Annotated in this window: 16 protein-coding genes and 1 pseudogene; 3 read left to right on the top strand and 14 right to left on the bottom strand. The window is 30.7% G+C overall.

Annotated elements, in window-relative coordinates; genetic code table 11:
* The 3 genes and pseudogenes from SPD90_RS08415 to SPD90_RS08405 form a co-directional block, all read right to left on the bottom strand.
* Positions 1 to 352 (bottom strand): annotated as a pseudogene (locus SPD90_RS08415) (hypothetical protein); the annotation flags it as partial.
* Between the two features lie 270 nt (positions 353 to 622).
* On the bottom strand, positions 623 to 718 hold the full coding sequence (locus SPD90_RS15305) for a winged helix-turn-helix domain-containing protein (RefSeq protein ID WP_320924927.1): 96 nt from the start codon (positions 716 to 718) through the stop codon (positions 623 to 625).
* Positions 699 to 998, bottom strand: coding sequence for a response regulator transcription factor (locus SPD90_RS08405; RefSeq protein WP_320924926.1), 300 nt, complete (start codon positions 996 to 998; stop codon positions 699 to 701). Before SPD90_RS08405 ends, SPD90_RS15305 begins: the two co-directional genes overlap by 20 nt.
* Positions 999 to 1265: 267 nt before the next feature.
* On the opposite strand from SPD90_RS08405, the gene SPD90_RS08400 reads away from it, so the two are divergent.
* Complete coding sequence (locus tag SPD90_RS08400) at positions 1266 to 1541, top strand: hypothetical protein (RefSeq protein WP_320924925.1); 276 nt, start codon at positions 1266 to 1268, stop codon at positions 1539 to 1541.
* A 96-nt stretch (positions 1542 to 1637) separates the two neighbouring features.
* Here the strand turns inward: SPD90_RS08400 and SPD90_RS08395 are convergent, their stop codons facing one another.
* Positions 1638 to 2510: a shikimate dehydrogenase gene (locus tag SPD90_RS08395; protein WP_320924924.1), complete on the bottom strand. Its 873-nt coding sequence runs from the start codon at positions 2508 to 2510 to the stop codon at positions 1638 to 1640.
* Positions 2511 to 2601: 91 nt separating this feature from the next.
* On the bottom strand, positions 2602 to 3366 hold the full coding sequence (aroD, locus tag SPD90_RS08390) for a type I 3-dehydroquinate dehydratase (RefSeq protein WP_320924923.1): 765 nt from the start codon (positions 3364 to 3366) through the stop codon (positions 2602 to 2604).
* 239 nt (positions 3367 to 3605) lie between these two features.
* Between aroD and SPD90_RS08385 the strand changes: the two genes are divergently transcribed.
* Positions 3606 to 4505 carry a LysR family transcriptional regulator gene (locus SPD90_RS08385; RefSeq protein WP_320924922.1) on the top strand — a complete coding sequence of 300 codons (900 nt, stop codon included), beginning with the start codon at positions 3606 to 3608 and terminating at the stop codon, positions 4503 to 4505.
* Between the two features lie 50 nt (positions 4506 to 4555).
* On the opposite strand, the gene SPD90_RS08380 is transcribed toward SPD90_RS08385, so the two are convergent.
* The 8 genes from SPD90_RS08380 to SPD90_RS08345 form a co-directional block, all read right to left on the bottom strand.
* Positions 4556 to 5395: a 4-hydroxy-3-methylbut-2-enyl diphosphate reductase gene (locus SPD90_RS08380; RefSeq protein WP_320924921.1), complete on the bottom strand. Its 840-nt coding sequence runs from the start codon at positions 5393 to 5395 to the stop codon at positions 4556 to 4558.
* Positions 5396 to 5409: 14 nt separating this feature from the next.
* Entirely contained in the window at positions 5410 to 6018 is a 609-nt protein-coding gene (locus SPD90_RS08375; RefSeq protein WP_320924920.1) for a lysophospholipid acyltransferase family protein, read from the bottom strand.
* Between the two features lie 19 nt (positions 6019 to 6037).
* On the bottom strand, positions 6038 to 6685 hold the full coding sequence (gene cmk / locus SPD90_RS08370; protein WP_320924919.1) for a (d)CMP kinase: 648 nt from the start codon (positions 6683 to 6685) through the stop codon (positions 6038 to 6040).
* Between the two features lie 26 nt (positions 6686 to 6711).
* The gene (locus SPD90_RS08365; protein ID WP_320924918.1) at positions 6712 to 7926 is read right to left on the bottom strand and encodes an NAD(P)/FAD-dependent oxidoreductase; all 1215 of its coding nucleotides are present in this window, start codon (positions 7924 to 7926) and stop codon (positions 6712 to 6714) included.
* Positions 7927 to 7932: 6 nt separating this feature from the next.
* Complete coding sequence (locus tag SPD90_RS08360; protein WP_320924917.1) at positions 7933 to 8574, bottom strand: histidine phosphatase family protein; 642 nt, start codon at positions 8572 to 8574, stop codon at positions 7933 to 7935.
* Between the two features lie 100 nt (positions 8575 to 8674).
* Positions 8675 to 9793 (bottom strand): AI-2E family transporter, encoded by a 1119-nt coding sequence (locus SPD90_RS08355; RefSeq protein WP_320627110.1) that lies wholly within the window; start codon positions 9791 to 9793, stop codon positions 8675 to 8677.
* 65 nt (positions 9794 to 9858) lie between these two features.
* Positions 9859 to 10677 (bottom strand): MBL fold metallo-hydrolase, encoded by an 819-nt coding sequence (locus SPD90_RS08350; protein WP_320627109.1) that lies wholly within the window; start codon positions 10675 to 10677, stop codon positions 9859 to 9861.
* An 18-nt stretch (positions 10678 to 10695) separates the two neighbouring features.
* Positions 10696 to 11112, bottom strand: a complete 417-nt coding sequence (locus SPD90_RS08345; protein WP_320627108.1) for a MerR family transcriptional regulator — start codon at positions 11110 to 11112, stop codon at positions 10696 to 10698.
* Positions 11113 to 11265: 153 nt separating this feature from the next.
* Between SPD90_RS08345 and SPD90_RS08340 the strand changes: the two genes are divergently transcribed.
* A complete protein-coding gene (locus SPD90_RS08340) occupies positions 11266 to 12135 on the top strand; it encodes a DUF362 domain-containing protein (protein WP_320924916.1) in 870 nt (289 codons plus the stop codon).
* 57 nt (positions 12136 to 12192) lie between these two features.
* Here SPD90_RS08340 and SPD90_RS08335 read toward each other — a convergent pair.
* The coding region (locus SPD90_RS08335; RefSeq protein ID WP_320924915.1) for an AAA family ATPase at positions 12193 to 12887 on the bottom strand (695 nt) is incomplete at its 5' end.

Raw genomic sequence — 12887 nt, 5'->3', positions numbered from 1 at the left:
CTTCATTGTAGTAGTTTTTTACGTTGTCTAATTTTTCTTGTAAACCCTCCGCGGCTTTTCCAGCTATATCGACTGCTAGACAAGAGTAAAATTTATTCATACTTTCTGTAATATTATCTGAAACTACAATTACATAGTCGGCTCCATTGTGCATGCGTTGAGCAAAAGCTTCTGTATAATATCCACTGCATGTTAGATTTTTTCCTTTTATAGTGATATTTTTATTTTTGAAATAATTCTGCATATTTGTCTTAATAGTATCTTTGCATTGGATTACAAATTGATCGTCTGTTAAATGTATCTCTTCATATCCGAGCATTTTCCTGAGCTTATTGTAATCGCTGACTTTCATAAATATATCGTAGTCGAAGTACTCGCTTTCAGTTATCTTACCTTTATCTTGTCTTGGATAATTAAATTCCTCGCGAAGATAATTATTTACATCAGCTGTTTTATTTTCGTATATATTGTAGATGAGCTTATCATCGATTTTGTTATGATGATATAATTACAATCGTATTTAAACTATTATTTACTAAAATCAGGAAAATATCTAAGAAAAACAGAGCAGATATGTTGAGTAAAATAACTAAAATTTTATCTTTTAAATAATCTGTAAATCTCATATTTTATAACCTAACCCTCTCTTTGTCTCGATAAAATCCTCTACACCAATTTCTGATAGCTTATTTCTGATTCTAGTTATATTTACACTCAACGTATTTTACAGTGGCATTTAAAACATCTAAAGTCACGCCTTTATGAGTTAGTACATTTTTATTTTCTGTAATTTTTCTTAAATCCATACATATATCTAACCCGCTTCTATTTGGTAAATTTACATCAAGCAGTATTATATCTGGATTTTCATCGATTATCTGTTTTACTACATTTTCAAATTTATCTACTAGTACTACATTGTACAAAGCATTTTCAAGTATTGTCTTTAATTCTATTCTAATATTAGCCTCATCTTCTATAATCATAATTTTGTACATTATTTTATATTCTCCTCATTTAAAGATTTTTTTATAATGCATAGGAAATTATATTCCTTTGAAAATTATGGATAAATATAATTTCCGTCATGCATTTCAAGAAAATCAACATTATGGATCTTTATGATAGAGATTTTCTTATAATATAATAATATCAAAAATAAATATTATATACAAAAACACATATCTTTTGTGCTAGTATATAGATATATAGTATAATTAGAAAAATCTGACAAGGTCAACAAATATATGAAAGGAAACTAAAGAATGAAAGGTATAAAAAATCATATCAAGCTTATAATTTTATCAATATTAACTGTAATAACTTCTTCACTAATTTTTAAGTTTATACAGCTGGGATTACTACAAAAGTCAAATTTGAATACAGATAGTGTAAGTATAGATTATTTTATTTTTAGAATAAACGACAGTGTACCAGTTGCAGATATACATATATATGCACTTAAGTTTTTAATTGCAGCTGCAATCGGACTTTTAATAACAGTATTTACATACTTAATTTTATTTAAAAAGAAAAAATAAAAAAAAAAAATTGACTATCGAAAATTTGATTTTACGATAGTCAATTTTTTCTTGAAAATTAAGAATATATAAAAGTGTATTATTATGGTATATTTATTAATATTGGATACCCATTGTTTCTTTTATGTACTCAACAGGCATATCTTGACCAGTCCATAATTTAAATGCTGCAGCACCTTGGAATAACATCATAGGAAAGCCATTTAAAGTTTTGCATCCAACTTCTTTAGCCATTTTTAATAAAGCTGTTTCTGTTGGAGCATATACAACATCTGTAACTATTAAGTCTTTTCTTAAAAATGATTTATCAGGTATATAAGTTTGTCCTTCAAGTGGCTTCATACCCATTCCTGTAGCATTGGCAAATAGGTAGCTTGAAGCTATTTCTTCTTTTAATTTATCTAAATCATCTAAATCGTATAAAGTAGCTTTACAATTAGTTCTTTCGTTTATATCTTTAACTGTTTTTTCAGCTCTTTTGTAAAATTCATCTTTTCTATTGAATATAGATATTTCTTTAACTCCATCAAGTGCAGCTTGTACTTGAATTGCAGTAGCTGCTCCACCTGCACCTACTATTGTCATTTTTTTGCCGATTACATCTATACCAGCATCCTTTAATCCTGTCATGTAGCCTATTCCATCTGTTATATGTCCTGTTAAAACACCGTTGTCGTTTACTATAGTGTTTACAGCACCGCAGATTTCTGCAGCTTCAGATAATTTGTCTAAGTATTTGTGTACTATTGTTTTATTAGGCATAGATACGTTTGATCCTCTAACCTTCATAGCTCTAAATCCTTTTATTGTATCTTCTAGATCTTCTGCACCTACTTCAAATGCTATGTAAGCGTAGTCAAGTCCTAATTTTGCAAATGCTTCATTGTGCATTCTTGGTGATGATGAGTGTCTAATTGGTGTTGCTATTAAACCTATTAATTCTGTATGTCCTGTTATTCTTTCTGCCATTTTACTTCCTCCAATTTCTAAAGAATGATTATTATTTATATTTATCTAAGTTAGGTATTATTTATATTTATGTATTTATTTGTTGTTTTTATTATCTACTTTGATGCATTACATCAAGAATTTCAGCTAATTTATCTACTGATATTTGTCCTGGAGCTGATGCAACCTTAGCTGCTCCAAATGTAAGTGCTGAACCAAATGTTTCTCCAGCTAGACGGCTTACAAGTCCAAGTCCACCCATAGACATTGTTATAATTGGTGTTTTTGCGTATTTAGTAGACATTTCTTCAGTAGCAGCTAGCAAAGTTATTACATCTTCTGATGTATTAGGCATAACTGCTATTTTAGGTAGATCTGCACATAAGTCTTGCATTTTACAAAGTCTTTTTATGATTTCTTCTTTTTCTGGTGTTTTGAAGAAGTCGTGGTTTGACATTACTACCTTTACGCCGTTTTGATGAGCAAATTCTACTATGCCTTTTACTATTTCATCTCCAGTGAATAATTCTACGTCTACTAAATCTACCATTTTTGTTTCTGCTATTTTTTTGTTTAGCTCTGCGTAGTATTCATCTGAAACTTCTCTTTCTCCACCTTCTTTTTTACTTCTAAAAGTAAATAATATAGGTAAGTCGCCAACTTTGTCTCTAAGAGCTGAAAGTATGTTTTTTACTTTATCTAAATCTTCAACTCCTTCATAGTGATCGACTCTCCATTCAACTAAATCTAATTTTAAGTCTTTTAAGTATTCAGCTTCTGCTATTATTTGTTCATCTGTTTTTCCTACTAGAGGTACACATATTTTTGGAATACCTTCACCTAGTTTTAAATTTCTAACTTCAACTACTTTTTCCATAGTATTTCCCCTTTGTTTTTATTTTTAGTATAAAATTATATCTAGATAAATATTTTAACATTAATTTCTATTAAAATTTGCGTATATATAAAATAACTTTGTTAATTTTTTATCGCTGATTATATTTTAATTATAATCCCTACAATATGATAAATCTAATACTAATTTTTGTGATTTTTGATAGGAATTAACTATCAATTGTGATATACTCTTTTTAAAATTATTTAGGATGTGAAAATATGAATTTGAATCAACTTTATTACTTTAAGACAGTCGCAAAATTGCAGCATTTTAGAAATGCAGCCGATGAGCTAAATATATCTCAGCCGAGTTTAAGCCAAGCGATTTCGAATTTAGAAAACGAACTCGGTACATATTTATTTGAAAGACATGGAAGAAATGTAAAGCTGACTAAGTATGGAAAACTATATTTAGAATATGTAGAGGAGGCATTAAATACTTTAGAAATAGGCGAAAAAAAATTAAAGCAAGTTACTAGCGAAACAAATGGTCATATAGATATAGCTTATATATCACCTTTAGCTTCTTATTTTATACCTAAAAAGGTAAGGGCGTTTTTAGAATTAGAAAACAATAAAGATATAACCTTTACTTTTAGGCAAGGAATAACTAGTGATTTAGTAACAGGACTTAAAAATTCGAAATACGATGTTGTATTTTGCTCTTATGTAGAAAATGAACCCGATATAATATTTGATTTACTATTTAAAGATGAATTTCTTATAATAGTTCCAAAAGATCATCCTTTGAGCAAATTCGATTCTGTAGATTTAAAGGATATAGAAAAGTATCCAGTTGTCGCGTATGAAAAAAATACAGCTCTTGGAATAGTTACTAAAAATATTTTTAAGCGAGAAGGCATATCTCCTAAAATCATATGTGAGGGAGAGGATGAAAATGGAATTTATGGATTGGTGTCAGAGGGATTTGGAATTGCATTTGTCGCAAACATCATGAATCCTGAAAATTTCAAGATAAAACAACTAAAAATAAATAACCTAAATTGCGATAGAAGTATTTATCTCGCATACAAGAAAAACAGCTATTTAACTCCAGCTGTGAAAAAATTTATAAAATATATAAAAACATCTTCAAAGGATATTTTTGAATTGATATGAAAAATAGCTAGATATCTAGTTTTACCTCCTAGAAATCTAGCTATTTTAAATTATATAGATTCTAAAAATTCTATTACATCAGATATAATCCAATCAGGAGTGGAAGCTCCTGCAGTTATTCCTATTAGATTGTACTTCTTAAGATCATTTTTATCTAGCTCATCCTTTGTTTCAATAGCAAAAGTATTAGTAACCTCTTTACAGATATTTACTAGCTTTTGTGTATTAGAGCTGTGTTTTCCGCCTATAACTATCATACAATCGACTTCTTTAGCTAGGTTTTTAGCTGATAATTGTCTCTCCTTAGTTGCAGAGCAGATAGTGTTTTTTATTGTAGCATCTTTTAATACAGAAGCTAGCTTTGAAGTTATTTTTTCATAGTCGTCTACATCTACTGTAGTCTGACTAACGACACAGTATTTTTTGTTTTCGTCGAAATCTATTTGATCTATTTCATCTTTAGTCTTTATAACTACAGCGTTGTCATCACACCATCCATTTATGCCTATAACTTCAGGATGATTTTTGTTTCCTATTATTATAATTTTATATCCCTTTTTATAAAAATCATTTACTATTTCATGGATTTTTTTGACAAAAGGGCATGTAGTGTCTACTATTTTTACGCTTTTACTGTGAGCCTCGTTGTATATATTTTCTCCTACTCCATGAGATCTTATAATTACTCTTTCGTCAGCAGGAATTTCTGATATTTCTTCTACTACTTTAAGGCCTTTTTCTTCATATTTGCTGACTGCTTGTTTATTATGTATTAAAGGACCAAGTGAATATACCTTTGTGCTTTTGTCGTCTAGCTCATCACTTGCCATCTGCATAGCCCTTTTTACACCGAAGCAAAAGCCTGCGTTTTTAGCAATTTTAATTTTCATTGGGGACCTCCTTATTATAAATCTCCATTTGAAAGCTTGTTGTAATTGTCTTTTATAACTCCCATTATTTCTTCAGCTATTTTTTCGTGATCTTCGCTAGTAAGCTTTTGTTTGTAATATTGCTCAAGTGAAATCGGCTCTCCAAAGTAAACTTTTGCTTTGCTAAATAGCTTATAGCTTGAGTAAATTGTACATGGAACTACGACTGCCTTTCCCTTTATTGCAAATAGTGAAACACCAGCCTTTGCATCGCTAAAATCATCGCCTTTAGTTCTAGTTCCCTCTGGAAACATTACAAGTGCGTACTCGTTTTTTATATATTTAAGAATTCTCTTTATAGTGTTAAGTCCTGGGTTTTCTCTATTAATCGGAATTATTTCTAATTTATTTAATACAAGTGACATAAATTTATTTTTGAATAATTCCTCTTTTCCTATAGCTGTCATCTTTCTAGTTTTATTTACAGCACATGCAACAAATATAGGGTCGAAATTAGACTTGTGGTTTGCTGCAATAATTGTGTTTCCCTCAGTAGGTATGTTTTCTATACCTATTACTTCAAATTTAAAAAAAGTTTTTGTAAACGCTCTAAAGAGCTTAAGTACAAAATTGTAAAAAGTCAAATTTAATCTCTCCTTTAATCTATTTAATTTTTTCTAAAACAGCTTCTACAACTTGGTCTATACTTTTGCCTGTTGTATCTATTTCTATAGCATCATCTGCTTTTACTAGAGGTGCAAATTCTCTATTTGAATCTATTTCATCTCTTCTTATTATGTCCTTTATTATATCTTCTAAAGTCCCTTCATATCCTTTTTCCTTTAATTCTATGTAGCGTCTTTTTCCTCTTTCTTCAGGAGTAGCGACTAGATAGAATTTGTAGTCTGCATTAGGAAATACGTAAGAGCCTATATCTCTACCGTCTAGTATTACTGCATTGTCTTTTCCTATTTCTCTCTGTAAATCTACCATTAAATATCTTACTTCCTTTATTTTCGCTACATCAGATACGTTTTTGCTTACATTTAGAGTTCTTATTTCGTCGTTTACTATCTTTGCGTCTAAATATATGTTGTTGTCTCTAAAGTCGATTGATGTAGATTTTGCCATTTCAACTACTGCCTTTTCGTCCTTTACATCTACGTCGTTTTGTAAGCATTTTAAAGTTACTGCTCTGTACATAGCACCTGTATCTATGTAGTTTATATTTAATTTTTTAGCTATTATCTTAGCTATTGTACTTTTGCCTGCTCCTGCAGGTCCGTCTACTGCTATTATTATATTTTTCATGATTGTTCTCCTATTTTAAAAATTTACTATAAACTAAGTCCTGCTAAATAACCTGTAGAAAATGCTATTTGCAAATTGTAGCCTCCTGTTTCAGCATCTAAATCTAGTAATTCTCCTGTTATAAATAAATTATCTATCTTTTTAGATTCCAAGGTAGATGCATCTACCTCTTTAGTGCTGACCCCACCAGAGGTTACCATTGCAGCCTTAAATCCCATAGATGATGTTATTGTTAGCTTCATATTTTTTATATTTTCAATTACTGCATTTTCGTTTTCCTTATTAAGTGAATTTCCCTTGATGTCGCTTAAATTTAATATATTTAGAAGCTCCTTTATAAAATTCTCTGGAAGTATTGCCTTTAGGCTGTTTGCTATATTTTTATTTGGGTTATTTCTTATTAAGCTGACTATCTCGTCCTTTGATGTATTTGGTAAAAAGTCTATAAATATCTCTACGTGTTCTCCTGCTAGCTGTTTATTTATATAAGAATCTATTATAAGAACAACTGGTCCGCTTATGCCAAAATGGGTAAATATCATATCTCCTGTTTTTGAGATTTTTTTCCTTTTGATTTTAGTAGATATATTTACACCGCTCATAGATATACCTTGAAGGTTTTTGACCCAAGCTTCCTTTGTCTTTAATGGACATAGGGCTGGTAGCGTCTTAGTTATAGTATGTCCGTATTTTTGTAAAATCTCGTACATACTTCCATCAGAGCCTGTATGAGCGTAACTTTTGCCACCAGTAGATAGTATTACTTTATCTGCGTATATATTTTCACTGTCGTTTAATACAACGCCTTTTACAGTATCGTCTTCTATTATTAAGTCTGTCACTCTTTTATTATACAATACTTTTACTTTTTTTCTAGATAAGTCCTCTTCAAAGCCTCTTATAAGATCAAGTGCCTTATCATTTTTAGTGTATATTTTAGAGTCGTGCTCTTCTTCTATTTTATACTCTACATTTATACTATCTAAGTAGCTTAGCAAATCCTCATTTGTAAATGAGTAAAAGCTGCTGTATAAAAATTTACTGTTGTTTACAACCTTATCGAAAAAATCTTCTATATATCTGTTGTTTGTAATATTACATCTTCCACCGCCAGTAAGTCTTAGCTTTTTGCCTAGAGATTCATTTCTCTCGATTAATATTACTTGGTGATTGTTATTTGCAGCGCTTATTGCCGCCATTATTCCAGAAGGTCCGCCTCCTACAACTATTACTTTAGCCATTATATCCTACTCCAATGCACTATTTTCTATTTTTTCATCATTTATAATATGTGTAGTATCGTTCATTTTCATAACCACAGGACCGTAATCTCTAAGCTCTACTATGTTTAAAGCTGTATTTCCTTGGTTTAATCTGTAGATATTTTCAACTGGTGAATTTAAAAATGATAAAAGCATAATTCTAGCACATAGTGAGTGAGTTACTAAAACTATGTGTTTTCCATCGTATTTTTCGTTTATTTCTTTTATAAAAGCATCAGTTCTTTCTTTTATTTGGTCTAGAGTTTCACCTTGAGGAATTTTTGCTAAATGAGGTTCGTTTCTCCATTGACGGTATAAAGCAGGATCCTCCTCCATTATGTCTTTTATAAGTCTGCCTTCCCAAGTTCCGAAGTTCATTTCTCTTAGAGCCTCAGTTTTTTCGACCTCTATATTTAATTTATTTCCTATAATTTCAGCAGTTTGATAAGCTCTTCCTAAGTCGCTGCTGTAGATACAATCTATTGGATATTTTGTCATGCTGTTTGCCAAAAGCTCTGCTTGTTCTACTCCTTTAGCTGTTAAATCTGAATTACCGTGGCCTTGAGTTTTGCCTAGGATATTCCATTCAGTTTGTCCGTGTCTAACTATATATAATGTATTTGTCAAAAATTTCCACTCCTTTATTATTTCTTCTCAAATTTTAATTATATCATAAAAATGTGAAAAAAAACTATCTCACTATAAGTTTAATGAGATAGTTTTTAATTTAACTCCATTTATTGCTAGAAATTCGTCTATTTCTTATTCTTTTAGAAACTGATTTACTCAAAAGTGTGTAAATAACAGAGCTTAGAGGAATAAAAAGTATCATTCCCACAATACCCATTAGCTTAGATCCTATAGTTATAACGACTATTACCCATATAGGTGGAAGTCCGATTGATTTACCTACGACTTTAGGGTATATTAAATTACCCTCGATTTGTTGAAGTACTGCAAATAAAATTGCAAATACTACTACCTTTATAGGATCCACCATAACTATAAGTATGGAAGCTATTATAAAAGCTATACAAAGTCCAAATATTGGAACTAATGCCATGATAGCTATCATCACACTTATAAGCAATGCATAAGGAATTCTAAGTATTACCATACATATAAAAAACATACATCCAAGTATTAGACATTCTATACATTGGAATGTGAAGAAATTAGTAAATGTCTTGTGTGTAAGCTTTCCTACTTCTATCATTTTGTCTACTATATTTTCTGGTAAAAATGCGTATAGTAATTTTTTAAGCTGTATGCTCAGCTTTTCCTTTGATATAAGTATATAAGCTGCAAATATGAAGCTTATCACTACACTTACAATACCTGAAACAACACCTGATACTACTCCAAAAGTAGATGTAAATAAGCTACCAAATGAATCCTTGACAAAATTTAAAGCCTTATTGCTCAAGCTTTGCCAATCTATTTCAGCAGTAGTAATAGAGTCTTGAATTAATTTCCAGTTTATATTTGTCTTTTCAACTAGTGCGTGTAAATTATCTATTGCACCAGGTATAGTATCTACAATATTGCTGACTGTTTCTACTAGCTTTGGTCCAACTAAAAAGATTAAAGCTAAAATTACTAATATAAAAATTAAAAAAGTAAGTAGTAGACTTATCGGTCTTTTGAGTTTTTTAAATTTTCTTTCTAAAAAATTCATAGGAATGCTAAGTATAAAAGCAATTGCCCCACCTATTAAAAAAGGCTTTATTATAGATAGTAAAACTCCAAGAACACCTAAAATATCTGTAATTCTATATAAAACAAAAAATAGAACTATTATATATGTGGCGCTTAGAATTATTCTCTTTGTTTGTTTAGTCTCCACTTTTTAACCTCCCAATATATTGTTATCTATAATAATATACTACATTTATGAATTGTATACTAACTTTATATAAAAATTTCTAAACCAACTCCAACTTCTTCTACATTTAAGCTTTTGATCATCTCAGCCTTAGCCTTTAATGATACGCAGTGGCATGGATAAACTGTATTTATGTTTTGTTTTTCTAGGTAATCGATAGTTTTACTTAATCTGTCGTCTACCTCAAATAGATGAAAACCTCCCAATATACCTATTATTCTATCGTCATCGCATACTTTTTTTGCGTATTCTACGATGTTGCAGATTCCACTGTGAGAGCAGCCTGTAACTACAAAAAGCCCATCGTCTGTTTTTAAAACTAAAGCAGAATCATCTAGTATATAATCCTTGCTAAAGAATTCACTACAGCAAAGTTCTAAATCCTCCTTTACACCGATTGCATATCTAGGTTCAAAATCCATTAGCACAGGTATTTCACCTAAAAATACGCAATTTTTAGAAATTTCATAAGGTGTCTTACTAGGAGTGTAGTTAAATCTATACATATCCTGCAAAGTATAAGGAGCACCTATAAATTGCCCATCGAAGTATTTTGCCTCGAAGCAACCTGGATGAGCTACTATTTCAGGTTTTGATAGATTGATTTTTTTATCTAGATATTGTAATCCTCTAGTGTGGTCGTTGTGGCCGTGAGATAGTACTATAGTATCTATTTTATTTAAATCTATATCCATAGCTTCTGCATTTTTTATAAAAGCATCTGAATATCCAGCATCGAATAGTATTTTTTTATCGTCTACCTCTATATAGTAGCTAACTGCCGGTTCTCCTAAATAGTACTGATCTATGTATGTATTGTTGTCCATTAAAACTTTTATTTTCAATTTCGTTTCCTCCTCATTTTATTCGCAAGGTAATTTGCCATCTTTTTTATTTTTAAAATGAATTTTCTCTGTGCCGGCTTCCATAGCAGTTTTATAGTACCAGCATTTATAATTTATGACATCGAGAGTTTTTTGTAAGGCTTCTATTTGTGTTTCTACAGCATGCTTTCTCTCTAGAAACATCGTATATCTTTCCTCCAAAGAATTGTCACCTTCTTGAACCCATTCAGTAAACTTTTTAATATCTTTAATCGGCATACCTGTTTTTTTTAGGCATTCTATAATTTTAATCATCTCTATATCATCTTCAGAAAAGCTTCGATATCCAGAATCGAGTCTTTTTATAAATGGAAGTAACCCTTCTCTATCGTAATATCTAAGTGTAGATGTCGGCAAACCAGTAATCTTAGAAGCTTCTTTAATCGTATATCCCATAATGTCTCCTCCAAAAAATTTATTCAAAACTATTGACATTAAACTTAACTTAAATGTTACGCTATAATTAGAAAAATTACAATATATTAATAAATATAAATTTAGAATATATAAATAATCTTTAGGGAAAAATTTAATAAAGGAGAGATAATTATGACAAAATCAAAAGTATATTTTACAAAAGAAATAACAAGTGAAAGTCTAATTAAAATTTACGAAGCTTTAAACACTGAATTAAAAGGCAAGGTAGCTGTAAAAATATCTACTGGTGAACCAGGAGGACATAACTTCCTAGATCCAAGCTTAATCAAGCCTTTAATAGATAAATTACAAGGAACAATAGTAGAATGCAATACAGCATATGAAGGAAGAAGAAATACAACTGAAGAACACTGGAAAGCAATAGAAGAACATGGCTTCACAAAAATAGCTCCTTGCGACATAATGGACGAAGACGGCGAAATAGAGCTTCCAGTCCCAAACGGCAAGCAAATACATAAAAACTACGTAGGCTCACATATAAAAAATTACGATTCAATGCTTATACTATCTCATTTTAAAGGACACGCTATGGGTGGATTCGGAGGAGCGCTTAAAAATATGTCTATAGGAATTGCTTCTTCACACGGTAAAGCTTATATACACGGAGCAGGAGTTCCAGAAAATATTTGGACTGCCGACCACGATTCATTTCTAGAAGCTATGGCAGATGCAGATGCTTCTGTAATCGATTACTTCAAGGAAGAAAACCTAGCGTATATAAATGTAGCAAATAAATTATCAATCGATTGCGACTGTGATGCAAACCCTCACGATCCAGAAATGGCCGATTTAGGAATATACGCAAGCCTTGACCCAGTCGCTTTAGACCAAGCTTGCTACGATGCAGTTAAAAATTCTCCAGATCCAGGTAAGGCTTCTTTAATTGAGAGAATGGATTCTAGAAATGCTATTCATACTGTGGAACAAGCTTATGCAGAAGGACTTGGAAATAGAGAATATGAAATAGTTGATATTGGATAAAATATTAAAAATGCCTGCCATATGTAAATTACATACAGCAGGCATTTTATAAATTTACTATCTAACAAATATATCTATATTATCCCCATCGCCATCTACAACTACAGTATCTCCATTTCTAATTTGACCTGCAATTAATTTTCTAGCGATTATAGTTTCAAGAGTATTTCCTATATATCTCTTAAGTGGTCTAGCACCATATACAGGATCATAACCTTCTCTAACCATAATATCCTTAGCAGCATCTGTAACTTCTATAGATATATCTTTGTCCTTTAATCTATTAGCCAAGCTCTTCATGAATATATCTATAATCTTCTTGATTTCGTCTTTTTGTAGAGCTTTAAACATTATAATGTCGTCAACTCTGTTTAAGAATTCTGGTTTAAATCTTCTCTTCATTTCACCCATTACAAGGTTCTTAGATTCTTCTGTTATTTCACCTTGGTCTTGAAGTAGGTAACTAGAACCTATATTAGATGTCATTATGATTATAGTGTTCTTGAAGTCTACTGTATTACCCTTGTTATCAGTAAGTCTACCATCATCTAATATTTGTAAGAACATGTTGAATACATCTTCATGAGCTTTTTCTATTTCGTCAAATAGTATTACTGAATATGGAGCACGTCTAACTGCTTCTGTTAATTGTCCACCTTCTTCGTATCCTACATATCCTGGAGGAGGTCCTACAAGTCTAGATACGGAGTGTTTTTCCATGTATTCAGACATATCTATTCTTATTATGTTGT

It is taken from the genome of Intestinibacter sp. (assembly GCF_034113885.1).
Lineage (GTDB): Bacteria > Bacillota > Clostridia > Peptostreptococcales > Peptostreptococcaceae > Intestinibacter.
This window is presented reverse-complemented; position numbering and strand designations above follow the sequence as displayed.

What these genes read in the sequence shown, in the direction of transcription:
- SPD90_RS08395 (WP_320924924.1), bottom strand. Translation starts at nt 2,510, where the DNA reads ATGGCAGAAAGAATAACAGGACATACAGAATTAATAGGTTTAATAGCA.
- aroD (WP_320924923.1), bottom strand. Translation starts at nt 3,366, where the DNA reads ATGGAAAAAGTAGTTGAAGTTAGAAATTTAAAACTAGGTGAAGGTATT.
- SPD90_RS08400 (WP_320924925.1), top strand. Translation starts at nt 1,266, where the DNA reads ATGAAAGGTATAAAAAATCATATCAAGCTTATAATTTTATCAATATTA.
- SPD90_RS08340 (WP_320924916.1), top strand. Translation starts at nt 11,266, where the DNA reads ATGACAAAATCAAAAGTATATTTTACAAAAGAAATAACAAGTGAAAGT.
- SPD90_RS08385 (WP_320924922.1), top strand. Translation starts at nt 3,606, where the DNA reads ATGAATTTGAATCAACTTTATTACTTTAAGACAGTCGCAAAATTGCAG.
- SPD90_RS08345 (WP_320627108.1), bottom strand. Translation starts at nt 11,112, where the DNA reads ATGGGATATACGATTAAAGAAGCTTCTAAGATTACTGGTTTGCCGACA.
- SPD90_RS08405 (WP_320924926.1), bottom strand. Translation starts at nt 998, where the DNA reads ATGTACAAAATTATGATTATAGAAGATGAGGCTAATATTAGAATAGAA.
- SPD90_RS08380 (WP_320924921.1), bottom strand. Translation starts at nt 5,395, where the DNA reads ATGAAAATTAAAATTGCTAAAAACGCAGGCTTTTGCTTCGGTGTAAAA.
- cmk (WP_320924919.1), bottom strand. Translation starts at nt 6,685, where the DNA reads ATGAAAAATATAATAATAGCAGTAGACGGACCTGCAGGAGCAGGCAAA.
- SPD90_RS08365 (WP_320924918.1), bottom strand. Translation starts at nt 7,926, where the DNA reads ATGGCTAAAGTAATAGTTGTAGGAGGCGGACCTTCTGGAATAATGGCG.